The sequence below is a fragment of the Candidatus Neomarinimicrobiota bacterium genome (assembly GCA_041154365.1).
Classification (GTDB): Bacteria; Fidelibacterota; Fidelibacteria; order Fidelibacterales; family Fidelibacteraceae; genus Fidelibacter; species Fidelibacter multiformis.
The window spans coordinates 341,814-365,655 of sequence record AP035449.1 but is presented as its reverse complement, the minus strand read 5'-3'; the positions used below and the strand labels follow the sequence as shown (position 1 = coordinate 365,655).

Here is a 23,842-nt window from a genome sequence, read left to right as displayed (position 1 = left end):
ATCCTCATGAAACACAGGAAGTTACGTAAAAAAAAACCGCGTTTCAACGCCGGTCATTGACCAGCTGGATCCGGTTTCGGAAATCTTCAGGTCCCAGACCGTCATGATTATCCGGATCCTTTGTGTCACTGCTGTCTTTCAGGGCCATGGAGGACGCAGTAGAGCCTGTTGCAGGCTTGGTACGTTGCTGCATGGGAGATGTCGTATTTGCCGATCCCATAGACGACAGGACGGGAGCAGAATTCATGACAGGGGGTAGACTTTCCAGACGAGGGTTATATCCCCTCCAGATGACAAGGGTTCCTGCCATCACCAAAATCAAGGCAGCTGCAGCAGAAAAGGTCCGGCTGTGGGTTGAAAAGAGAGCCCAGAGGTTCCGGGGATGCTGAAGATTTTCCTGATGTTGGCGAATTTTTTCCATGAGTACCGCTTCAAAAGAATCGGAAGCCGATACTTTGGGTAGAGCATGCAGGGCATCTACAAGTCCGGACATCTCTTCAACTTTCCTGCGGCACACCGGGCAATCCCGAAGATGGGCTTCTGCCTCACGGCGCAGGGGAAGTTTCAGTTGATTGTCCAGATAGTCTGTTAAAAGGTTGGAAAAACTGTAGCAATCCATTCTATAAGCGTACCCTCCTTACTTACTTTTCAATTCTTTCAATATTTCCTGCAATTTCTGCCTGCCTCTGTTAATCCGGCTTTTGACCGTTCCTGCAGGAACACCAACTATCTTACTGATTTCTTCGTAAGATAGTTCCTGGATATCTCTTAAAATGATAGCCGTTTTAAATTGTTCCGGTAAACGTGAAATGGCAATCTGGATTTCTTTCTCCTGATACGCTGAACGGGATTCCCGCTCCGGATTATACGTGTCCGAAGGGATTTCAAATTCCTTGTCATCAATACCCATATCATGAATGGAATAAATCTTTCGCCGTTTTCGCTTTCGCAGTTCTGTTTTGGCCAGGTTCCCGGCAATGGTATAAATCCAGGTACTGAAACGGGCGATTTCCTTATACATGTGACTGCTTGTATACAGTTTTAAAAAAGTGTCCTGGACAATGTCTTCAGCCATTTCGCGGGAAGTCACAAAACGAAAAACAAAATTGACAAGTCTGTCCTTGTACCTCCGGACTAATTCCAAATAAGCCCGTTCGTCCCCTTTTTGAAAAAGGGCAATCAGTTCTTCGTCTGTGTATTTTGCCGTTTCCCGCATCTTATTCAAGTATTTTGTCCAGTGTTAAAATTAATCGTGTTAAAGGGTCTCCGCTAATAGTTTTTAATTCTGTATCAGCTTGAAGGACTGCCTGAATGCCTCGGGCCAGTTCTGCATTTGTGAACCGTTTTGAAGCATTGAGCATTTTTTCATATTTATCCCGGCGCCATGTCCGGGTAATTTTTTCGCCATGTTCCACCCGGGGATCCCTTAAGACTCTCAGATTCCATAAATAGTGGAAAAGCGTGGTATAGATAAAAACTTCACTGACACCATGATCCATGAGATTTTCGGCAATAGCTGTCGCCTTTTTCCTGTTTTTTTCTCCGATGCTCTCTGTGAGATCTTCCGGTGACCAGGTCCGCTGGTATCCTGCCGATTTCATCACGGCCTGAGTGGTGATCCGTTCTTCCGCCGGAAGCATGAGATCCAGTTTATCCAGTTCATTGGCCAGATCATTTAAATCATTCCCTGTCATACGGATCAGTGTCATGATTGCTTCACGATCAGCCAACCTTTTCTTTTCTTTCAGATACTCTACAGCCCATTGGGGAATTTCATTGTCAAAAGGGGGATTTACATAAACCGTCGTGGACATTTTGGACACTTTGGACAAAAAATCATGACGCCGTTCAATGACCGGAGCTGTTAGAATAACCGTATTGCTTTCTGCAGGATTTTCAAGGTATTTCAGAAACATTTTCCGAACGGTTGGAATCATCTGTTTTATTTCCTCGATGAGGATAAAATTTCCCGTCTGGAAGAGAGATGTCCCATAGAGAAGCTGTTGAAGATCATTGACCCGAAGTTCTTTCGCTGTCACATGCTGCCGTTCAATACCCCGGTTGGACAGGGCACTCCGAACCTCCTGAATGAAAGTGGATGCAAGATAAAAATCGCTGCCAAAGAGAAGGTATACGGGACGAATCTGACCCTTCCGGACTTTTTCCATTTCTTTGAAATAATCCTGCAACCAGGTCATCAGCTCAATGCCACCGTAATAAAACCTAATAGAACACAGTAATATGAAAAAGAGGACAGTCTCCCCCGCATTAAAATTTTAATCAGCCATTTCAGTGCCACAATCCCTGTGAGAAAAGCAACAAGCATGCCCAATGAAATATTGAAAAGGCTTATCTGGCTCCCCCCTTTTATTTCGGGAATTTCCAGGATGGTGGCTCCGACGATCAGAGGCAGAGCCATAATAAAAGAAAACTTTGCGATTTTTTCCCGGTCCACACCTGCCAAAAGTCCGGCCGAGATGGTACTTCCACTCCGGGATATCCCGGGGATCATAGCCAGTGCCTGAAAAATCCCCATAAAAAGCACATTCCAACCTTTCAGGGGCTTTCGGACCCGGGGTGCCCACTGTGTGATGAAAAGAAGAAGACCCGTAAAAATCAGGGCGATACCCACACTTCGTGTACTTTCAAACAACCCTTCAATAAAATCCCGGAGGAAAAGAGCTACCAAGATAGCGGGAATCATGGAAAGCAAAACCAATACAGCCATCCGGAACCACTCATCTTCCCTGTAATTCAGGGGTATCTGCCGGATTCTCCAGATTTTTGTAAAAAAGGAGATGAGAATGTGGGTAATCTCCTTTCGGAATACAAGAAGGACACTCATGAAGGTCCCAAAGTGGAGGGCGATTTCAAGGGTGATACCCGGGACTTTTAATCCAAACAGTGCTTCCGTCAGAACCATGTGTCCTGAACTGCTGACAGGCAGGAATTCCGTGAGTCCCTGAACAATTGCAATGATCATGACTTCCAGTGTTGACATCTATTTCCTCAGTATTGACAGGAGTCTGTTATGTGTTTGATTCAACCGGTAAGACACATATCTTTCTGTATGACACAGAGTGCACCGGTTTGTTAGCAGAATATTTTCACCGGGGATTCCGGATTGAAGAAGCTGATCCCGGACAATGCCCTGAAGATCCAGAGTCATTTGATTGTCATCTAAGCCGATATGATCTGGAAAGTATTGTGCCACATCATCTTTCACTGTATAGCACTCCCTGCAAATAGACGGACCAGTAGCAACGATCAGTTCACTGCATGGAACGCCTTTCTCTTTCATGAACTCTGCTGCATGGCTTACAATGTGCTGCCGGAGTCCACGCCACCCGGCATGAATGAGTCCCCGGAAGCGTCCCTGGGTATCTGCCATAAAAACAGGGACACAATCGGCGGTCCGCAAAAGGAGGATCAGGGAATCATGATCGGTTATCACGCCGTCACAACCTGCTACAGGCCCCGGATTTCGGGTGAAATGTACGGTCCCCGAATGAATTTGTACAGGCCAAACCGCATTTTCCATCTTCAGATTCAGTTTTTGAAACACAGCACTTGTCAGTTTTTGGACAGGAATCCCATCATCAAAAAAAGTCCCGGTGCTGGTGAGGGCAATAGCTCCCGTCAGTCGTGAGAATGAAGGATATGTATCAAAATAACGATCCCCCACTATTACTCCTGCAGGGTATAAATGGTGTTATTTCTGAACTCAAGGAGCCTTACCGCTGCATTGACGCCCGGTTTCCGTTTAGAAAAGCGCACATTACGGATAACACCCCGGAACTCGCCCATGTTGTTGACAGCAAGCCTTAGTGCTTCCCGGGTTGTATTGCCGTTTTCGATTAGATTCAACATCAGTACCATGGTCTCATATCCGTAAATCGTTAAGCGGTCCGGTGTTTTACCCGTCTGGTTTTCATACTCTTCCCGGAAAAAACTCACCCGGGGATCCTGCTCCAACATGAGATGATCGGCAGAAATGATCATGCCGTTTACATAACGGCGATACCGGGATAATAGACCTTCATCCAGCCAGTTCCCGTCTCCCAGCAGGTGAGTATCGAAGTTATAATAAGCCAACTGGGGAGCGACAGATTCGATCTGATCATGATAAATCGGCAGATAAAAGGCATCGATGGCATTCAGGGTAATTTTCAGCGAATCGCCGGGAGTTTTCAGTTCCAGTTCCGGATCCAAAAGGATATTTGTTGTATCGAGGGTATCGGCTGCCTGTAAAGTAAAGGCTTCTTTACGGATATTCATAAACTGGGATTTCAAATCATTGGGATCGCTGAACCACTCCCTTCGGATCACCATCCCGCCACTTCGGGCAACGGTTCTTGAAAAACTGTCAGAAATTCTCCGTCCGTAATCATCAGCCGGTGCAAGAATGGCAAACGTTTCATATTTTAAAGAATCCACAGCATAACTGGCCAGGGCATAAGCACGTTCATCCTGGTCCGGATTCAGTTGAAAGACATAGGAACTCAGGGCAGAAAGTCCATCCCGGGTTGCTGTCGGTGTAAAGAGAGGAATTTTTTCAAAATCGCAGATAGGGGCCATGGCGATGGCATCCTGACTGGATAGGGGTCCCAAAATCGCGATGACATCCTTCATGTCCGCCGCGGAATGGGTGTATTCAATACTTTTCAGGATATCACTTTCGTTGTCCAGAACCACAAGTGAAATATTGTGCAGCAAATCATGCCTGAAGCGGTTCAGGGCATAGAGCATTCCATCCAACAGCGCCTTGCCGGCAGATCTTTCGGGGCCGCTCAGCGGTAGGATGACAGCCAGATCAATCTGAGCCCGCTTTTCTTCCTTCATGCCATCCAGAATCTGATTGTAATAATTGACCTCAAAAAGTGTCATGAGGGATGTCTTTACGGATTGGAGAATTTGCTGAGCTGTTGCCACATCTCCCTTCAGCTTCATTTTCTCAGCCATTAAAAGGTCAACACCCCGCATTTCCGCACGGCTACCTGCCAGGGCTTTCAGGGTCTTAATCTCTTCAGGGCTCAGGAACTGCCGGGTTCCTTCCCGGGCCAGCTCAAGGGCTTTCCGTTGCAGAGATTCCCTCTCGGCCTGATACACCACTTTCAACGCAAAAGACACCGCTGGAAGATAACGGCCTGTTTTCATCAGCGAGGCACTTTTGGTATATAAAACATCACCCCTGTAACGGCTTTCTTCAAATGTATCCGTAAAGAGTCCCGCCTGGGAAATGACATCCTCATGACGGTCCAGAAAATAAAGACTCCGGATCACCATAAACAGGGAAGTGGATGCGTACGGATTAACATCCACCGGCAGTTGATGAAACACTTTGTGAAACATCAGGTAGGCATCATAATAATTATCCCTTTCGAATTCCTTTAATCCCTCTTCCATGAGAGAACGGGCCGAGGCAAAGACTGATACAGGTAATAAACAGGCCATAACACAGAGAATCAGGATTTTACGAAGCCAAACTTTCACACCGGATCCTCCCGACGAAAACTGAAATGAAAATTGGATAATTCCTGAAAAGACTCTTTGGCGGTCAGATCAAACTGTAGAGGTGTTATGGAAATTTTTTGTTCCAGAATCGCTGTTTCGTCTGTTTCTGCCACTTCCGTACCGGCGACCTTTTCTCCGGAGAGCCAATAATAGGGTTCCTGTTTGGGATTGATCCGCTCGATAAAAATTTCCTTCCACTGGGCCTGTCCCTGACGAGTAACTTCAACACCCTGAATATGGTTGGGAGACGGGACATTGGGGACATTAATATTGAGAAGTATTCCTTTGGGAAGGCCTTTTTTCAGGATTTTTTCTGCTACGTGCCGGATAAAAATCTGAGCCGGTTCAAAGTTCGGATCGGTATAGGTTGTCAGACTAACTGCGACTGATGGAATCCCCATAAAAGTCCCTTCGGCTGCCGCAGCCACCGTGCCGGAATATAAGACATTAAATCCTGTATTGCTTCCCAGGTTAATGCCGCTGACCACCAGATCCGGCAATTCTTTCATCAGCTGATGAAGAGCCAGCTTGGAACAATCCGCCGGCATCCCCGTGACGGCCATCCCGAAGAATTTTCCATGTTTATAATATTTCCGGGGATAGATCACATCGTGAAGAGTTATAGCATGACCTGTGGCACTCCGTTCTTTATCCGGCGCCACAACAGTCAGATGTCCCAGATCCTCGAGAGCATCAACCAGGGCCTGCAATCCCGGGGCGGCAATGCCGTCATCATTGACTAATAAAATAGATGGTTTATCAGGCATAATAGAATTTTAAAACCTCATCAATCGTTTTTTTCAAATGTCTTCGGTCCACAACAGCATCCACAAATCCTTTTTTTAACAGAAATTCCGCCGTTTGGAATCCTTCCGGCAGTTCTTCACCGATGGTCTGGCGAATAACCCGGGGACCAGCAAAACCGATAAGAGCCCCCGGCTCGGCAAAAATAATGTCTCCCAGCATGGCAAAACTGGCTGTAACTCCGCCGGTCGTGGGGTGAGTCAGAATACTGATAAAGGGAATTCCTTTTTCATGGATTCGGGCAAGGCGGGAAGCGGTCTTTGCCATCTGCATCAGGGACAGGGCACCTTCCTGCATTCTGGCCCCTCCGGAAGCACTCACAATCACCAACGGATATCCTTTTTCCAGGGAGCGGTCTGCCAAGCGGGCAATCTTTTCCCCTACCACCGATCCCATACTTCCACCAATAAAACGAAAATCCATAACTGCCAGATGAATGGGAATCCCGTTTAACCGGGTTTCTACGGTTCTGATGGCTTCATATAATCCGGTTTTCTGATGGGCTGCGACAAGCTGTTCCCTGTACGGCACGGGATCGGAAAATTCCAGGGGGTTTTCCGAACGCATGAATCCGTCATATTCCGTGTATTTCTCTCCATCACACAAGATGCTCAAATACTGTCCGGAGTGAATCCGGAAATGATGATTGCATTTGAAGCACACATGCTGATGACGGGCTAATTCCTTATAGTAGATGATTTCACTGCATCTGGGACACTTAACCCAAACACCATCGGGAATTTCTTTTTTATCTTCCGTTAATATCGGTTTTTCTGTTCGTTCATACCATTTTCCCATGTCCTCACCTCACTGTACGGCTCATGATCAGGGCATGAGCTCTTTCAGACGCATAATAATTTTTACGCATTCCCCTGACTTCAAACCCGAATTTCCGATAAAGAGCCAGGGCTGCCATATTGTTATGGCGGACTTCCAGGGTAACCTGCTTGATTCTCAATTCATAAGCAAGGTTTATCACGTATTCCATCAGGCGGGATCCCAGTCCCCGATATCGGTATTCCGGATCCACTGTAATATTTGTTATGTGAATTTCCGGCGCTAAAAGCCAGAGTCCCACATAAGCAATCACTTCATGATGTATCTCAAGAACCATCATCTTTGAAATTGAACTCACCAGGAGCTCATACTCAAAATGTTCCCTCAACCAGGGATCGACATAACTCCGTTCTTCAATGTCCAGCACCTGGTCAAGATCATCCGGCTTCATGGGGCGAAGGCAGATATCCTCTGATTCCTCAATCGGATTTCCACTGTACGGGTTCATAACGTGAACCATAATATATCCTGAGTTGATCGTATTGGGTCGTCAGGCTGACCGAAGGATTTTCAAAAACGGCAGTACCGATCCAGGCCGGCATAATGGGTTGTACATCCTGTGACCATGCATCAAATCCTTCCAAAGCCTGATTGGTAACAATATGCCGGCACCGGGGATAAAAGTCGGCCATTTCCCTCATTTTCATATAGTGGATATTATCCTCATGATCCCCAAGGGTATAGATAAAATCCCGGTGTGAGTGAATGACCCACACCGTTTCATCTTCTACCCTGCCGGATGTACGGGTCGCAGCACGAAAAGCAAAGAGGGTGTTCACAGCAGCTACAGGAACTTGATGAGCATACGCCAGTCCCTTGACAAAACTCATTCCGATCCGGAGACCGGTAAAAGAACCCGGGCCTGCAGAGACAGCAATTCCGTCCAGCTGCGATACCTTCAGAGTATGCCTGAGAAGGAGTTTCTGGCAGATCACTGCCAATTTTTCCGCGTGGACCCTGGGATGGATCAGCACTTCTTTATCTTTCTCTCCTTCCGGAGTACAGAGCGAAACACCACAGACGGGTGATGATGTCTCAACAGCCAAAATTAACATGCCGTTCCTCTGGTAATTCAAGGGTGATTTCACGGACATCATCCCGGGATTCGGACCGGTTCAGCCGGATACGAATCGTATCCTCCGGCAGGTATGTTTCAATCTTTTGAGGCCACTCCACAACCACAATTCCTCCCATATCCAAATACTCTTCAAAACCCAGGTAGAGAATCTCCCGGGCATCCTTAATGCGGTAACAGTCAAAATGATACAAGGTGAGGGTTCCGGGGTATTCATTGATGAGGGTAAAGGTAGGACTCGTCGCCGGCTGGTTTGCCTGAAACCCCTCTGCAAGTCCCCGGGTCAGGGTTGTTTTACCTGCAGCCAAATCCCCGTACAGAGCCAGCACATCTCCCGGTTTCAGAACCTGGGCAATGTGTCTTCCCAGGGCTGTTGTTTCACCGGCGCTGAATGTCCGGTATGTCTTTCTATACTCAGCCATCATCATGTCCTGGGGTGTAATACCGCAACCGGCAGTATCATTTCGTGCATGGAAATCCCACCATGCTGAAAAGTATCCGGATAAATCTTTTCAAATTTCCGCATATTATTTGGGTAAAGGAAAAAATAGTCGCTCCTGGCAAAGATGTAATTGGTGAAAATTTGGGTGGCTGGTAAATGAAATCGTTCCGGATCCCGGAGATAAAAAGCATGTTTATCGGACACTTTTAAATTCCGTCCCACTTTGTAGCGGACACTGGTAGTTGTTTCTTTATCCGCTTTGACCAGACTCCCCCGGGAGACTTTCCGGCTCCCGTGATCCGAAGTGACAATAACCGTATAATTTTGCTCCGCGGCTTTTTCAAGTATGGTGAACAGGTAGGAATTTTCAAACCAGTTCCGCACAATCCGCCGGTAACTGGTTTCATTGGGAACAATCTCCTGAAGGATATCCGATTCAGAGCGCCGATGCGCCAGAATATCCACAAAATTTACCACAAAGGTTAGAAAACGGGTCCCTGAATAGTCAGAAAAGCGCGCTGCAATCTGATCTCCCTGCTGGGATTGAATGATTTTTTGGAATTTATGGGATATGCTGCCGGAAAGACCTTGTTTTAACAAATAATCTTCCAGCAACTCCCGTTCATAGCGGTTCATACTCTCTTCCGAATCAGGATCACTGTATAAATCCGGAAATTTTTTATGGATATTTTCCGGATGATCCCCGGCAAAAAGGGCATTCCGGCTATAAGGTGTGGCGGTAGGCAAAATACTCACCTGATGGTGGAGTTCGGAATCAAAACGCTGGTAAATGATGGGAGATAACATCAGCCACTGGTCCAGCCGCATGCAGTCAATCACCAAAAGCAAGACCTTCCGGTTTTCTTTCAGATAGGGAAGCACGTAGGAATCCATCATCTGATGGGACAAGGGTAAATCAGCATCCCCGTTGATCCAGGATTCATAATTGTCGATAACCTGTTTTTCGAAGCGGTAATTTGCTTCAGATATCTGGTCGTTTAAAATATTCTTCAGGTCTTCCCGGGGATTTTCATCGAATTCGATTTCCCACCGGCACAGATCTGTGTGAATACGGGCCCAGTGGCGGAGGGAACTCTTGTTTTCATTGATACGTTCGTTCATCTCCGCAAACGTACTCATATATTGCTGAGCCTGGGTCTCCCGGGTAATATCCAGCCCGTCCAGATTTTTTTTCAGCACCAAAAGGATCTGGGAAGGATTGATGGGTTTGGTCAGGTAATCGGAGATTTTTCTCCCGATGGCATCTTCCATGAGGGATTCTTCTTCATTCTTGGTAATCATGATCACCGGAAGGGCCGGACGAAGGGTCTTGATTTTCTCCAAAACGGCCAACCCATCCAGGCCATCCATCATTTCATCCAGTAAAACAGCGTGGAAATACTCCTTGCGGATCAAGTCCAGGGCATCCACACCGTTTGTGGCCGTTAAGACCTCATAGCCTTTATTTTCAAGGAAAAGAATGTGCGGCTTTAAAAGATGTATCTCATCATCAACCCACAATATCTTCTGTTTTTTCAGATTCTTCATAGTTTTTAATTTACTTCAACTTTTATACTGACCCAATGACTTTAAAGACAATCCCCGGCAAAGTTCCCGTCTTTGGAACAAATTTCCGGATCTTTTCATACAAGGAGAAAAAAAGAAAGGCAGGAAAGCATGAAACGGTTACATACAGCATTACTTTTTCTTATCATTTTTGTCACCCCCATAGCAGCATCGGTCCTTGATGATTTAAGTTTTGAATTTGTCAAAGTTGCCGACAAAGTGAGTCCGGCCGTTGTTACAATACGTGCCGAGAAGGTGGTACGACGTCCCGATATTTTCAGTGGATGGGAATATGATTTTTTCGGTTTCCGTTTACCCCAGGGCAGGGACATGGAATTCAAGACGGATGTTTTGGGATCCGGGGTGTTGATAGAGGATGGATATATTTTAACAAACAATCACGTCGTGGAGAATGTTGAGGAAATAACCGTTCATTTGACAAACCGGCATGAATACAAGGCAGAAATTATCGGCCGGGATCCCAAATCGGATATTGCCGTCCTTCGGATAGATGGAAATAACCTTCCGGAAGCCAAACTGGGTGATTCGGACAAATTGCAGGTGGGACAATGGGTCTTAGCTATTGGGAATCCTTTCAGCGACCAGTTGTATAGTACGGTCACACATGGCATTATATCGGCGCTGGGGCGATCAAGGGTAGGACTTGTGGATTATGAAGATTTCATCCAGACAGATGCAGCCATTAATCCCGGTAACTCAGGAGGGGCCCTGGTGAATCTGGAGGGGGAAGTAATCGGCATTAATTCAGCTATCGCCTCCCGTTCCGGTGGTTCCCAGGGGGTAGGCTTTGCCATCCCCATCAATCTGGCGAAACGGGTCATGAAGGATCTGATAGAAAACGGCCGGGTTATCCGGGGATATCTGGGTGTTCAGATTCAGGAAGTCGATTATGAAATTGCCAGGTCTTTGGGACTCAAAGAAGTCGCCGGAGCTTTGATTGCTGATGTGGTGGAAGATACCCCTGCGGACAAAGCTGGATTAAAAACCGGCGATCTGGTTCTGAAAGTGGATGGGAAAAAAATACATACTTCTTCAGAATTGCGGAATACCATTTCGGCCCGTCGGCCCGGTGATAAAGTGACCCTGATGCTTGTGAGGGACGGAAAAGAAAAAAATATAGATGTAACCCTTGAAGAACTGCCGGAAAACCTGAACCAGTCGATGGAAAGCAGAACGGTTCAGGACGGTCCCGGTTTTTCTGTTCAGGATCTTGATAAAAACCTGGCTGCCAGATATGGCATCAAAAAAGATGAAGGCGTTATTATCACGGAAGTCCAACCGGGATCCGAAGCGGCAAAAAAAGGACTCCGTCCCGGAGATATCATCATTCGTGTGGGGGATGAAGAAATTTCCTCCGTTCGTGAATTCGACAAAGCTTTCGAAAAATATGACAAAGGCGATACGGTGTTATTGCTTGTCCAGCGAAAAAACCTGAAACTTTTTGTCGCGCTCACCATACAATAAATACTTCTCAAATCCCCTCAATGCTCCTCACAAGGCCGTCCGGTTTCGGGCGGCCTTCCTCTTTTTAGCCTACAATCCCCTCGCGACTGCCCACTGTCAACTGAAAAAGTAACGCGTGACGAGTGACAAGGGATTCAAGCACCTCACTGCGTTCGGTGTTCAATAGCCACTACACGGTTTTCAAGCACCACTTTGTGGTGTTCAAGCACCTCACTGCGTTCGGTGTTCAAACGCTGCTTCGCAGCGTTCAAATCCATTATATTTCATAAGCTGATATTCTTAATACGACTGCCACAAAGTTTAAATGAGAACTGTATTTAATCCATTATATTATTCGAAATAACACATATATGATTAACAATATTATTTTGCATTGTGTCGCATTTCGGTGTATTTTACCCCCGGGGTGGGGGGCGCTACCTAATCGAAATCATATATCCCATCTCTCTTATAATTCTGTTTCACTTAGAAAAAAATCCCCAATCATTTATATGAAGTTAGAAGTTGGAATTTGGCGTCGCTTCGCTCCTGGGGTTTCAGTCGAAAGTCGTTAGTCGACAGTCGACTAATAAGGATAAACTCTTTCAAAAAAAGCGTATTTGTTATAATTTGAGTTATGAATTTTCGAACACGTGCCGCATATCCGCTGGATGCAACCATGAAAGAGGCTCTGGGCCATATTGCAGGGGGTATTCCAGCCTTGATAAAACTCCTGTTTCGTCTGATGAAAGACAGGCGCACCCCGATGCACATTAAAATTTGGTTAGGTGGAACCATACTGTATCTCGTATCTCCTGTCAATTTTTCCTTAAAGCGTTTTAAACGGTTCCCATTCAAAATCATAAATTATCTGGATGATCTGGCACTGGTACTTATTGTCATACAGAAAATCCTGGATACATGTCCTCATGAACTGCTGGATGCATATTGGGACTATAAAATCCCCATTATAGAATGGAAAGATATGATTTATAAGGTCCGTGTGGATTTACAGGATTTCAGACATTAGCAACGGAGGTTTTAATTGAACCGTGTTTTTACCCGATCAAGTGGTGTTCTCATGCATATCACCTCACTGCCCGGTTCATGGGACACCGGTGATTTTGGAAAAGAGGCTTTTCAATTCATCGATAAACTGCATCAGGCACGGCAAACCCTTTGGCAAATATTACCTCTTTCCATACCGGATGCCAACGGATCTCCTTATGCCAGTATTTCTGCGTTTGCAGGAAATCCCTTATTTATCAATCCTGAACGTCTGATGGAAGAAGGCCTATTACCAGAGGACCGTTATCATGAGATCATGTCCTCAGACCAACCAGCAGTAGATAAAAAGAAATCTTTGCTTCGGGAAGCCCGGATCCATGCCAGGAATTTTGACAGCACGCTCTCTGCCTTTGGAGAATTTATTGAAAAAAACCGTTACTGGCTTATCGATTATGCCCGGTTTAATGTCTTGAAGGATGTGTACCAAAGCAAAGATTGGACATCATTTCCCGATGAATACAAATGGCGTCATGCCGAAGCTCTGGAAAATCTGGATCAGGAACACCGGGAATCCATACAACAGCTCATGTTTGAACAGTTTTTATTCAACCGGCAGTGGCATCAGTTAAAAGAGTATGCTCATGCCCGTCATATCCGGATTATCGGGGATATCCCCATCTTCATCTCACACAATTCGGCGGATGTATGGAGCCATCCCGATTTGTTCAAACTGGATGATAACGGCCGGCCTTATGTCGTCTCCGGAGTGCCTCCGGACCTATTCAGCAGCACCGGCCAGCTCTGGGGGAATCCCCATTACCGATGGGACCGGCTGAAAGAGACGGGATATGCCTGGTGGATTCATCGTTTGGAACACCTGCTGGAATACGTGGATTATATCCGCCTGGATCATTTCAGGGGATTTGAAAGTGTATGGGAAATCAAAGCCGACGAAACCACGGCCCAAAAGGGGAACTGGGTCCCCAGTGCAGGACATGAGTTTTTCCACTATCTTCGGGAACATTTGGGGATATTGCCCATCATCGCCGAGGATTTGGGGGTGATTACCGAAGCGGTGCGAAAACTCCGGGATGATTTTGAATTTCCCGGCATGAAAATTCTTCAGTTTGCCTTTGACAGCGACGATAATCCTTTTTTACCGGAAAATTTTGATACGGACCTTTGCATTGTCTATTCCGGCACCCATGATAACAATACAACTCTGGGATGGTTTCGCCAAGATGCATCACCCGAAGAAAAAGAGCGTTGCCTTCAACGTCTGCAATGCGATCCTGACGATATCCCCTGGAATATGATCCGTTATGGCATGGAGTCCAGAGCTGTATGGATGGTGACGCCCATTCAGGATATCCTTGAACTGGATGAAAAGGCCCGGATGAACTTTCCCGGAACTACAAAGGGAAACTGGACTTGGCGGATGGATATGGCTCTTTTTGATAAAAGCCGGATTGACAGATTAAAAAAGCTGACTGAAAAAACAAATCGGATATAAATTACCGGATTTTTCTCCGGTAGTACCAATAATCTACGCCCTGGTTCTGCCAGTTGCTGAAACGTTTAATTTTTTCACATGCAGGAAAAAGGTATAACAGATCCTCTTCCCTTTCATGACCTGTGATATAATGAAAACCGTTCCCGGAAAGCCAGTTAGAAAAAAGGCGGATCAAAACCCTGGAATAATTTTGTCGGGCATATTTGGGATGAATAAAAAATGAATGAATGTACACGGTATCGCCCATTCCCCAGTGCGCATCACATTTCACCCAACTTTCTTTGTTAAGTGATTCCAGGGTGATACCGACAATATAGGCGACAGGTATGCCTTCATGACGGGCCAGAACAGGGAACGTTTTAGGATAGTGGAAATATTTCCTGACGGATGTGGCATTGAACCGGGCGTGTTTGTCCGGATCACTTTCCTGGAGAGCTGAAAGGTTAATAATGGCCCGGGCATCCCGGTCATCAAGCTGGCGGACCAGCTCCAGCTGAAATCCATCTGGAGTTTTGGCCAGGATATCCACACGGGATGTTTCTTCCTGCTGAAAAAGCGATTCGGTGTGTCCACTCATGTCCCAAATATAATACCCCCAATTCTGAATGAAAAATTTCTTTCCTCCATACGGCAAATTATTCCGGTTAAACCCTCCCTGGTTGATAGAGTTGTAGATTTATAGCCGATCTTCTCATACATTACCATGTTATGGAGATAAGAAAACGACAGGAGAAAAAATCATGAGTCAGAATGATGTACTCCGTTCTTTTACGGATCAATTAAAAATCAATCCAAGAATGATTAAAAGTTTTGTGATTCTTGTGATTGTCCTTCTGCTGCTTTTCACATCCTGGTTTACCGTGGATGCGGAAGAAGTGGGAGTTATCCTTCGTCTTGGGAAATTCAGCCGAACGGTCAATCCCGGGCTGCATTTTAAAATCCCCTTTGGTGTGGAACAGGTTTTTAAAGTACCTGTTCAGCGCCAGTTAAAAGAGGAATTCGGTTTTCGGACTCTTTCTCCGGGTGTACGGTCAACCTATGACACCCGGAATTATGAAGATGAAAGCGTCATGCTTACCGGTGATTTGAATGTGGCGGTCGTGGAATGGACGGTTCAGTACCGGATCGATGATCCCTTTAAATATCTGTTCAGGATCCGGAATGCCCGGAATGCATTGAGAGATATGGCGGAAGCTACCATGCGGGAAGTCATAGGAAACCGGACGGTTGCCGAAATTTTAACCATCGGCCGGGCGGAAGTTGCCAGTACCGTTAAAGTGGAGCTTCAAAAAATGGCGAACAATTACGAAACCGGTTATCGGATTGACCAGGTGGTTCTGCAGAATGTAACGCCGCCGGAACCGGTAAGACCTTCGTTTAATGAGGTGAATGAAGCCCAACAGGACCGTGAAAAGCTTATTAACCAGGCTAAAGCGGAATATAACAGGGTTATCCCAAGGGCAAAGGGACAGGCTCAGCAAACCATCCAGGAAGCTGAAGGGTATGCTTTGAACCGTGTAAATACAGCAAAGGGACAGGTGGCCATGTTCAACGCGGTTTTTGAGGAATACCGGAAAGCACCTGACGTAACCCGTCAGCGGATCTATCTGGAAACGATGAACGAAATCCTGCCAAAACTGGGTAAGAAATTTGTCATCGATGAGAGTGTCTCCGGCATTTTACCCCTGCTGAACCTTGATAAATAAGCGGAAATACAGGAGATAAAACCATGAAAAAAATACTTCTTCTCATATTATTGATCATCATCGGCGTGGGTTTGTATTCATCCATTTTCATTGTGAATGAAACCGAGCAGGTGATAAAAACCCGTTTTGGGAAGCCCATTGGGGCAGCTGTCACCAACCCGGGTGTCCACTTTAAAATTCCCATTCTTGATGTCCTGCACTATTTTGACAAACGGTATCTGGAGTGGGATGGCCGTCCAAACCAGATACCCACGAAAGACAAACGGTTTATCTGGGTGGATACCTATGCCCGCTGGCATATCACTGACCCCCTGAAATTTTACCAGCGTTTGTATAATGAACAGGGAGCCCATTCCCGTCTGGATGATATTATTGACGGAGAAACACGAAATGCCGTAGCTTCCCACGACCTGATTGAAATCGTCCGGAAAAGTAACCGGGAATCTATGATAGATTCGACGGCTTTGGACGAAATTATTAAACTGGAAGAAATTGATGTAGGCCGGGAAAAAATTGGGGATATGATTTTAGAAAATTCCCAAAAACGCTGTGCTGATCTGGGAATTGAAATCCTGGACTTTGAATTTAAGCGCATCAACTATGTTCAGGAAGTTCAGGAAAAGGTCTTTGAACGGATGATATCCGAGCGGAAGCGGATAGCAGACCGTTACCGGAGTGAAGGCCAGGGTGAAGCATCCCGCATAGAAGGTGAAAGAGAACGTGAACTTCTCAGGATCCGTTCCGAAGCCTATCGTACTGCCCAGGAAATCAAGGGAAAAGCCGATGCAAAAGCAACAGCTATCTACAATCAGGCCTATAACCAGTCCAGTGAAAGCCGGGATTTTTACCAGTTTATGAAAACCATGGAAACCTACCTGAATACCATTGACAGCACGACAACCGTCATGCTATCAACAGACGGCGATTTCTATAAATATCTGAAAAGCACCGGAGATATGTAACCCTCTGTTTTTTTATCAATCATATGTTCATAATGAACATTGACAAAAAAATGAAAGGGTGATTATGAATGAAGAAATCAAACAGGAAGCCGTCGCAGGTTTACCGCAATTAAATAAACCTGCACCACAGTTTACGGCTGTTACAACACACGGAACATTGAGTCTGTCGGATTTCAAAGGAAAGTGGGTTGTCCTCTTTTCCCATCCGGCGGATTTTACCCCCGTCTGTACCACAGAGTTTCTTGCCTTTGCCAAAAAACACGATGAGTTTGTCAAACTGAACACTCAGGTGATCGGACTCAGTATCGACAGTATCTTTTCCCATATTGCATGGGTACGGAATATCGAACAGAACTTCGGTGTAAAAATTCCATTTCCCATCATCGAAGATCTGAAAATGGATGTGGCCAAAAAATACGGTATGATTCAGCCGGATGCTTCAGACACACAGGCTGTCCGTGCCGTTTTCTTCATTGATCCGGAACAGAAACTACGGGCGATGGTCTACTACCCACTTTCCAACGGACGCAGTATTGATGAATTCATCCGAATTCTTCAGGCATTACAAGCATCTGATAAATACGGTATTGCCACACCGGAAAACTGGAAACCCGGAGAGAAGGTGATTGTTCCACCACCAAAGACTCAAAAAGATGCTGAAAAACGGGTGACTGAAAACTACGAGATCACCGACTGGTACTTCAGTAAAAAAGAGATCTGATAAGAACAAAATCATATCCAAAAAGGGAGCAAATGCTCCCTTTTTTTATTGCCTGAAAAGTTTTTCTCTCTGTAGTTTTCATACGGAATCAGGAGGGAACCATGAATCCGTTCATCTTATTCGGGCGGGAACATCTGAGTGCCATTGGATTGATTATCCTGGCTTCAATTTTTATCCCGGTTTATGTTAAAAAACATGTTCCAGAAGAGAAGGAATATTATATCCGGCTTGTGTTGGGAATCCTGATTTGGGGACAGGAAATCTCCCTGAATGTGTATCGGGTTATTTACCAGGAGTGGGATTTTTCCAACAGCCTGCCGTTTCACCTGTGCGGTTTTGCCATTTTGATGTTACCTGTCATGCTGTATAAAAAATCATATGCCCTGTACGAAATTTTATACTTCTGGGGACTGGCAGGAGCAACCCAGGCTTTACTCACTCCAAATATTGATGTGGGAATACCCCATTACCGGTTCTTTCAGTTCTTTGTATCACATGGTTTGATAGTCTTTACCGTCATGTATGCCACTGTGGTCTGGAATTACCTGCCCACACTCCGCTCCCTGGCTAAAGCATCGGTACTTACCCTGTTTCTTCTTATTCCCATTGGGCTCATCAATATACTGACTCATGGTAACTACTTCTTCATAGCCCATAAGCCGGAAACGGCCTCTGTCCTGGATTATTTCGGCCCCTGGCCCCTTTATCTTCTCCCCATGATCGGCATGGGCGTGATCATGTTTCTCGTGGTCTACACCCCCGTCGGCTTCCTGAAACGGAAAAGAAAAAAGGTCTTGACGCTTGATAAATTATAATTGTTATATTTATTGACAATGTATTGGAAAAGCCGTAACTTTTAGAATGAAAAAAAGGAGAATTATTATGTCTACAATTGTTGATGTTTATGCCCGGGAAATATTGGATTCGCGGGGAAATCCCACAGTTGAAGTAGAGGTATTACTGGAAAGTGGCGCCTTCGGCCGTGCAGCGGTTCCGTCCGGCGCATCCACCGGTGAACACGAAGCCATTGAACTCCGGGACGGCGGTTCACGTTATATGGGAAAAGGTGTTTTAAAAGCGGTTCAGAATGTAAATGATATTATCGCTCCCCGCTTGGTTGGAGAGGACGCCATGGATCAGGCATATATTGATAATATCATGCTGGAGCTGGATGGGACTCCCAACAAGGAAAATCTCGGTGCCAATGCCATACTTGGTGTTTCCATGGCTGTTGCCCGGGCTGCGGCAGATTATTTGGGTGTGCCGCTATATATGTATTTGGGAGGTGCCAATGCCCGTCGTTTACCGGCTCCCATGATGAATATTCTGAACGGTGGATCCCACGCTGATAACAATGTGGATTTGCAGGAGTTTATGATTTATCCTGCCGGAGCTTCCAGTTTTTCCGATGCGCTCCGGATGGGAGTGGAAGTTTTTCATAACCTGAAAAAAGTCTTGAAAGAAAAAGGGTTGAACACGTCTGTTGGGGATGAAGGCGGTTTTGCCCCCAACCTGAAATCCAACGAAGAGGCATTGCAGGTGATTGTGGAGGCCTGTAAACGGACGGATTACACATTGGGTGAAGACCTTTTCATCGCTTTGGATGCGGCAGCCAGTGAATTTTATCACAAAGAAGACGGATTATATCACCTGGCTTCCGAAAACAAAAAACTGACGGCAGACCAGATGATCGACCTGTATGAGAGCTGGCTGAAAAAGTATCCGATTATATCCCTTGAAGACGGTCTGGATGAAAATGACTGGGATGGCTGGAAACTGATGACTGAACGGCTGGGTAAAAAGATTCAGCTTGTAGGTGATGATATTTTTGTTACCAATCCCGAACGGCTGCAACGGGGAATCTATGAGATGAGTGCCAATGCCATTCTGATCAAACTGAATCAGATCGGGTCCGTCACGGAAACCCTGGAAACGATTGAACTGGCCAAACTTTATGGTTTCAACAGTGTGATCAGTCACCGCTCCGGTGAAACCGAAGATACATTTATTGCTGACCTGGCTGTAGCCACGGGTGTTGGACAGATTAAAACAGGATCCGCTTCCCGGTCCGACCGGATTGCCAAGTATAATCAGTTGCTGCGTATCGAAGATGAGCTTGAAGACCAGGCAATTTTTCCGGGAATCAAAGCCATTCGACCTTAAATGGCCCGCAGAACGCAACAAAAACTGACGCCACAACTTGTCATCAAGTTACTGGTGCTTCTCATAATCATAGCCGTAGTCTCCCTGATCCTGGGAGATTACGGCTTCTATACCTATTACAAAACTCTTCAACAAGAAAAAGCCGCCCGTCAGGAACAGGAATACTTAAGAGCCCTGGAACAGGAAAAGGCCAGTGAGCGGGACCGCCTGGAAAATGATTTACAGTATCTTGAAAAAATCGCCCGGGAAAAATACCGCATGTCTGAAAAAGGGGAAATTGTTTACCGGGTGATTGAAAAAAAACCGGTTAAACCCCAGGACAAGCCATAATCCCATTCTCTCATCCAATGTCGACAGGTATATTTGGATATGAAAATCCTCCCAACATGGTGCCGAATCATCGCATGCCTTTTTGCCCTGGCCCGGCTGAGTATGGCTGCCGATACCACTTCTGTTCGTCTCTATCAATTGAATCACTATTATACTTTGAATGCCTTTTCCCGTTTAAATATGAATACCCCTCATTTTCTCATCCGGGCGAATTACCAAAACAGCAGCAATGTGTATAAAAAGCCTGGAGATCCCACACGAATCAAGCAGGAAAATGCACTGGAAACCCGTTTTCTCTATAAACAAAATCCCCTCTTTTTCATAGGTCCCTCCTTTCGGGGATATCGTTTATCCGATGAACAACATAGCTCCGAAAACGACTATACCAACAGCCGTATCGGAATGTCCGGTTTGTTACGGAAAACACTTTCACTGTCCGGAAATGCCGGACTGTTTCAGGAAAAACGCCGGGGGATTCAGGATGTGGGATGGTATTCCGCCCTGGAACTCCTCAGCGAAAACCGAAAACAGATGTTCACTCCGGCTTTGCGTTTTCAATATGATAAAACACCCCACCGTGCAAATTATACCACTGATAATACTCTGCAGTTCAAAACAGCTTTTATAGAGGATATTTTTAACAACCTGAACCTTCATTTTAAAGAAACCCGAAGAGAATATTTTGTCAATCCGTCCGATTTATCCCGGACTGAAATACGGACCACCAGCACACGGCAGGTTCAGGATAAGTTCTCATATATTTTCCCATGGAAGATCCGGTTTTTATATAACGTCCGCTTTTCCTCCACAACAGACAAACTGAATTTCTACCTGTCCGACAGTTCAGCAACCCGAAAGCGGGACAGCTACCAGTTCCACAATCAATTCGTACTTACGAAAAAACAGGGCGATCTGAATGTAAGGGGTGAATTCACCATGGATCAAAACCAGGACCAATCCTCGGCCGACCGGGATGAGATCAGGGTCCCTGCTGATTATAAATACGCCCGGAAAACCATCAACACGCAGGCATCTTATACACTGAACACAAGCGACAGCCTTTTGTTGCGGTATCAGGTGTCATTGCTGCATTTTGATACACCCGACAGCAATAACACGGATGACCGGGATGAACTCAGTTACGTGGTGAACCCCCAACTGAGCCTTCGTTTATCCCCCTTTATCCGCTGGAACCTGTCCGGTCAAATGTATCTTCATCATCTGATCTACCTTCATGCAGGCCGTTCTGGGCAAAACCACTGGAACCGGGTTTATTCCCTCCGATCTCATCTAAACCTGGCTATTCCGGCACGGCTGACCTGGTCATCCACCCAAAGCCTGAGTTCCAATTATTTTGTCTATGATTTTGAAGATTCCGCTTTTGTCAATGTCAACAGCCGAATCTTTCGTTCCTTGTATATTGATCAGAATGTGGATTATTTTTTTACATCAAACTGGGGAATATCCCTGCGACTCAGCGGACGGTTTGAAGACGATGGCGCACTGGACTGGAACAGTTTCATCCAGGATAAAAGCTCAGAGCGGATACAGGTCAATCAGGAATATCTGATCTCATATAGAAAAGGAGCTTTTAAAATTTCCGGCGGACCTGTTTTTTCAAAGCGGTGGTTTTACCAAAAAGGATTGGATGATCAATGGTCGCTCATCCATTATGTCTACCGGCGGGGGATTACCGGAGGCTTTCAATTCCACAGAAATGTAAGATTTAAATATACTTTGGAAGCCATCCGGCAAAGCGGACAGAAAAAGGTTTATAATCAAAACGGATTTCTCCAGATACACTTTACACTATGAGGTTTTTATGAATGTGACTCTCTATGAATTCATCGGTTATACCGCCACTTTGATCGTTGCTGTTTCTTTGATGATGCGCAGGATCCGGCAGCTCCGGATTTATAATTTGATTGGATCTGCATTGTTTTCCATATACGGGGCACTCATTGGTGCCTGGCCGGTGGCGGTTCTGAATGGATTTATTGTCTTAATCAACATCCGGGAACTCATTTCACTCAGCAGGCGGGATATCGTCTTTAAAGCACATACAATCGATGTGAAGAATTCCTGGTATCTGGAATATTATTTGAATTTTTTCCGGGAGGATATCCAACAAATTTTCCCTGATTTTGCCATCCTGGAAAATGAAGATTATGAATCTGTCATCATCATGCGGGATGTTTTACCAGCCAGTATTGTGATTCTTCGAAAAACAGATGGGCCGGAAGCCGAAATCATACTGGACTATGCTCATCCGGAATTCAGGGATATGCAAAATGCCCGGTATTTTTTCAGAAAAGGCTGCGATTCCTTGAATCTTGAGGGGAAAAAGTATTTTGTGACTCCAGGAATGGAAAAACAGCATATCCGCTTTTTAAAGAAAATGCACTTTAAACCTCATCCTCATAGAATGAATTGGTATATAAAAAAAATTGGAGTGAAAGATGTCTGATGCACAATACTTTGGCCGAAAAGCCCGGGAATGGATCATAACGGCAGGCTCCCTGATCCTGAAAGGCATGGAAGAAAAATATGCCGTGGAAATGAAAAGCAAAACAGATCCGGTTACTGAAATTGATTTCCGATGCGAACAATTCCTGAAAGAGAAAATCACGAACGAATTCCCGGATCATAAAATTCTGGCCGAAGAAAGCGATCCCCTTGATAATTCATCGGACATCAGATGGATTATCGATCCCATCGACGGAACCACGAATTTTTTACATGGATTCCCCTACTTTTGCATATCCATTGCCATAGAAAAAGAGGATAAAATCCTGGCTGCTGCCGTCTATGATCCATACCGGAAAGAACTCTTTTACAGTGACCTGGAAACAGAAGGCACCTTATTAAATGACAAGCCCGTCACCGTAACCCAAACCGAACGCGTTCAGGATAGTTTGTTGGTTACCGGATTTCCTTACGAGCATAACGACATATTTTACAAAAATTTTCTGCTGCACCGCCGGGTTTACGAAAGGAGTCATGGAGTTCGCAGGACGGGTGCTGCCGCATTGGATTTGGCCTATGTTGCTGCCGGCCGGTCAGATGGGTACTGGGAATTCACATTAAAACCCTGGGACTGTGCTGCCGGTGCCTATCTGGTGATCAAAGCCGGTGGTAAGGTAACAACTGTAGGCGGTCAGGGGTATTCCCCCTATATCCCGAGTCTTTTAGCCACCAATGGATTGATACATCGTGAAATGCTGGAAATCCTGAATGAAGAAGACTAAACGGTGTTAAAAGGACTTTTCTATTTTTGGTAACTGTTGTCTCCGAAAGAAATCACCTGGATGTGAACTTTTGCCGTTCCCATGTTTTCAAATCCCAGGGCTTTTGCCGCCCCGTAGGATAAATCCAGAATCCGTCCTTCCACATAAGGTCCACGGTCGTTCACTTTTACAACAACAGAGCGGTTGTTTTCCAGATTCGTCACCCGGATCAAGGTTCCCAAAGGCAGAGTTTTATGAGCAGCTGTCAGGGCATGCATATCGAAGATTTCCCCATTCGCAGTCTTTTTCCCATGAAAATCTTCACCATACCAGGAACTAAGGCCAATCCAACTTCGCTGATAACTCAATTCGGGATTTTTTTCCACAGGAATCTGTCTGGTGGGCTGAGTCCTTACAGGTTTTCGGGTTTTCTCCGGAACCGCCTGATTGCCATATCGTGGTGCGGAACTGCATCCTGACATAAGACCTAACATCAGAAAAAAGATAAGT

At 45.6% G+C, this 23,842-nt stretch carries 26 protein-coding genes; 12 read left to right on the top strand and 14 right to left on the bottom strand.

Annotation, left to right across the window (positions count from 1 at the left end; translation table 11 throughout):
* Nucleotides 1–43: 43 nt before the first annotated feature.
* From strainIA91_RS01575 to strainIA91_RS01520, 12 genes are read right to left on the bottom strand one after another with little or no spacing between them, the layout of a single operon-like run.
* Nucleotides 44–619 carry an anti-sigma factor family protein gene (locus strainIA91_RS01575; RefSeq protein ID WP_400167343.1) on the bottom strand — a complete coding sequence of 192 codons (576 nt, stop codon included), beginning with the start codon at nucleotides 617–619 and terminating at the stop codon, nucleotides 44–46.
* 18 nt (nucleotides 620–637) lie between these two features.
* Nucleotides 638–1,216, bottom strand: a complete 579-nt coding sequence (locus strainIA91_RS01570) for a sigma-70 family RNA polymerase sigma factor (RefSeq protein WP_400168225.1) — start codon at nucleotides 1,214–1,216, stop codon at nucleotides 638–640.
* Nucleotide 1,217: 1 nt separating this feature from the next.
* On the bottom strand, nucleotides 1,218–2,198 hold the full coding sequence (gene holA, locus strainIA91_RS01565) for a DNA polymerase III subunit delta (protein ID WP_400167342.1): 981 nt from the start codon (nucleotides 2,196–2,198) through the stop codon (nucleotides 1,218–1,220).
* Nucleotides 2,198–3,001 (bottom strand): undecaprenyl-diphosphate phosphatase, encoded by an 804-nt coding sequence (locus strainIA91_RS01560; protein WP_400167341.1) that lies wholly within the window; start codon nucleotides 2,999–3,001, stop codon nucleotides 2,198–2,200. Before strainIA91_RS01560 ends, holA begins: the two co-directional genes overlap by 1 nt.
* A complete protein-coding gene (locus strainIA91_RS01555) occupies nucleotides 3,002–3,685 on the bottom strand; it encodes a polyphenol oxidase family protein (protein ID WP_400167340.1) in 684 nt (227 codons plus the stop codon).
* A 2-nt stretch (nucleotides 3,686–3,687) separates the two neighbouring features.
* Nucleotides 3,688–5,493 carry a penicillin-binding protein activator gene (locus strainIA91_RS01550; protein WP_400167339.1) on the bottom strand — a complete coding sequence of 602 codons (1,806 nt, stop codon included), beginning with the start codon at nucleotides 5,491–5,493 and terminating at the stop codon, nucleotides 3,688–3,690.
* Nucleotides 5,490–6,281, bottom strand: a complete 792-nt coding sequence (surE, locus tag strainIA91_RS01545; protein WP_400167338.1) for a 5'/3'-nucleotidase SurE — start codon at nucleotides 6,279–6,281, stop codon at nucleotides 5,490–5,492. Before surE ends, strainIA91_RS01550 begins: the two co-directional genes overlap by 4 nt.
* The gene (gene accD / locus strainIA91_RS01540) at nucleotides 6,274–7,116 is read right to left on the bottom strand and encodes an acetyl-CoA carboxylase, carboxyltransferase subunit beta (protein ID WP_400167337.1); all 843 of its coding nucleotides are present in this window, start codon (nucleotides 7,114–7,116) and stop codon (nucleotides 6,274–6,276) included. The genes surE and accD overlap by 8 nt, the downstream gene beginning before the upstream one ends.
* A 4-nt stretch (nucleotides 7,117–7,120) precedes the next feature.
* Complete coding sequence (gene rimI / locus strainIA91_RS01535) at nucleotides 7,121–7,615, bottom strand: ribosomal protein S18-alanine N-acetyltransferase (RefSeq protein ID WP_400167336.1); 495 nt, start codon at nucleotides 7,613–7,615, stop codon at nucleotides 7,121–7,123.
* Entirely contained in the window at nucleotides 7,575–8,243 is a 669-nt protein-coding gene (gene tsaB / locus strainIA91_RS01530; RefSeq protein ID WP_400167335.1) for a tRNA (adenosine(37)-N6)-threonylcarbamoyltransferase complex dimerization subunit type 1 TsaB, read from the bottom strand. Before tsaB ends, rimI begins: the two co-directional genes overlap by 41 nt.
* Nucleotides 8,191–8,652: a tRNA (adenosine(37)-N6)-threonylcarbamoyltransferase complex ATPase subunit type 1 TsaE gene (gene tsaE, locus strainIA91_RS01525; protein ID WP_400167334.1), complete on the bottom strand. Its 462-nt coding sequence runs from the start codon at nucleotides 8,650–8,652 to the stop codon at nucleotides 8,191–8,193. Before tsaE ends, tsaB begins: the two co-directional genes overlap by 53 nt.
* A 2-nt stretch (nucleotides 8,653–8,654) precedes the next feature.
* Entirely contained in the window at nucleotides 8,655–10,220 is a 1,566-nt protein-coding gene (locus strainIA91_RS01520; RefSeq protein ID WP_400167333.1) for a response regulator, read from the bottom strand.
* A gap of 129 nt (nucleotides 10,221–10,349) precedes the next feature.
* Between strainIA91_RS01520 and strainIA91_RS01515 the strand changes: the two genes are divergently transcribed.
* The 3 genes from strainIA91_RS01515 to malQ all read left to right on the top strand — a co-directional run bounded on the left by strainIA91_RS01515 (nucleotide 10,350) and on the right by malQ (nucleotide 14,223).
* Nucleotides 10,350–11,723: a DegQ family serine endoprotease gene (locus strainIA91_RS01515; RefSeq protein ID WP_400167332.1), complete on the top strand. Its 1,374-nt coding sequence runs from the start codon at nucleotides 10,350–10,352 to the stop codon at nucleotides 11,721–11,723.
* A gap of 616 nt (nucleotides 11,724–12,339) precedes the next feature.
* Nucleotides 12,340–12,732 carry a YkvA family protein gene (locus strainIA91_RS01510; protein ID WP_400167331.1) on the top strand — a complete coding sequence of 131 codons (393 nt, stop codon included), beginning with the start codon at nucleotides 12,340–12,342 and terminating at the stop codon, nucleotides 12,730–12,732.
* A gap of 15 nt (nucleotides 12,733–12,747) precedes the next feature.
* Nucleotides 12,748–14,223, top strand: coding sequence for a 4-alpha-glucanotransferase (malQ, locus tag strainIA91_RS01505; RefSeq protein WP_400167330.1), 1,476 nt, complete (start codon nucleotides 12,748–12,750; stop codon nucleotides 14,221–14,223).
* 1 nt (nucleotide 14,224) lies between these two features.
* On the opposite strand, the gene strainIA91_RS01500 is transcribed toward malQ, so the two are convergent.
* Nucleotides 14,225–14,800, bottom strand: coding sequence for a GNAT family N-acetyltransferase (locus strainIA91_RS01500; RefSeq protein ID WP_400167329.1), 576 nt, complete (start codon nucleotides 14,798–14,800; stop codon nucleotides 14,225–14,227).
* Between the two features lie 163 nt (nucleotides 14,801–14,963).
* Between strainIA91_RS01500 and hflK the strand changes: the two genes are divergently transcribed.
* The 9 genes from hflK to strainIA91_RS01455 all read left to right on the top strand — a co-directional run bounded on the left by hflK (nucleotide 14,964) and on the right by strainIA91_RS01455 (nucleotide 23,353).
* Nucleotides 14,964–15,929: an FtsH protease activity modulator HflK gene (gene hflK / locus strainIA91_RS01495; RefSeq protein ID WP_400167328.1), complete on the top strand. Its 966-nt coding sequence runs from the start codon at nucleotides 14,964–14,966 to the stop codon at nucleotides 15,927–15,929.
* Between the two features lie 23 nt (nucleotides 15,930–15,952).
* Complete coding sequence (hflC, locus tag strainIA91_RS01490; protein ID WP_400167327.1) at nucleotides 15,953–16,891, top strand: protease modulator HflC; 939 nt, start codon at nucleotides 15,953–15,955, stop codon at nucleotides 16,889–16,891.
* 64 nt (nucleotides 16,892–16,955) lie between these two features.
* The gene (locus tag strainIA91_RS01485; protein ID WP_400167326.1) at nucleotides 16,956–17,612 is read left to right on the top strand and encodes a peroxiredoxin; all 657 of its coding nucleotides are present in this window, start codon (nucleotides 16,956–16,958) and stop codon (nucleotides 17,610–17,612) included.
* 101 nt (nucleotides 17,613–17,713) lie between these two features.
* Complete coding sequence (locus strainIA91_RS01480) at nucleotides 17,714–18,427, top strand: TIGR02206 family membrane protein (RefSeq protein ID WP_400167325.1); 714 nt, start codon at nucleotides 17,714–17,716, stop codon at nucleotides 18,425–18,427.
* 67 nt (nucleotides 18,428–18,494) lie between these two features.
* Entirely contained in the window at nucleotides 18,495–19,775 is a 1,281-nt protein-coding gene (eno, locus tag strainIA91_RS01475; protein ID WP_400167324.1) for a phosphopyruvate hydratase, read from the top strand.
* Nucleotides 19,776–20,105 carry a septum formation initiator family protein gene (locus strainIA91_RS01470; RefSeq protein WP_400167323.1) on the top strand — a complete coding sequence of 110 codons (330 nt, stop codon included), beginning with the start codon at nucleotides 19,776–19,778 and terminating at the stop codon, nucleotides 20,103–20,105.
* A gap of 39 nt (nucleotides 20,106–20,144) precedes the next feature.
* Nucleotides 20,145–21,920, top strand: a complete 1,776-nt coding sequence (locus strainIA91_RS01465; RefSeq protein ID WP_400167322.1) for a hypothetical protein — start codon at nucleotides 20,145–20,147, stop codon at nucleotides 21,918–21,920.
* 7 nt (nucleotides 21,921–21,927) lie between these two features.
* Complete coding sequence (locus strainIA91_RS01460) at nucleotides 21,928–22,572, top strand: hypothetical protein (protein WP_400167321.1); 645 nt, start codon at nucleotides 21,928–21,930, stop codon at nucleotides 22,570–22,572.
* Nucleotides 22,565–23,353 carry an inositol monophosphatase family protein gene (locus strainIA91_RS01455; RefSeq protein ID WP_400167320.1) on the top strand — a complete coding sequence of 263 codons (789 nt, stop codon included), beginning with the start codon at nucleotides 22,565–22,567 and terminating at the stop codon, nucleotides 23,351–23,353. Before strainIA91_RS01460 ends, strainIA91_RS01455 begins: the two co-directional genes overlap by 8 nt.
* 20 nt (nucleotides 23,354–23,373) lie before the next feature.
* Here the strand turns inward: strainIA91_RS01455 and strainIA91_RS01450 are convergent, their stop codons facing one another.
* Nucleotides 23,374–23,826, bottom strand: coding sequence for a septal ring lytic transglycosylase RlpA family protein (locus strainIA91_RS01450; RefSeq protein ID WP_400167319.1), 453 nt, complete (start codon nucleotides 23,824–23,826; stop codon nucleotides 23,374–23,376).
* Nucleotides 23,827–23,842: the final 16 nt, after the last annotated feature.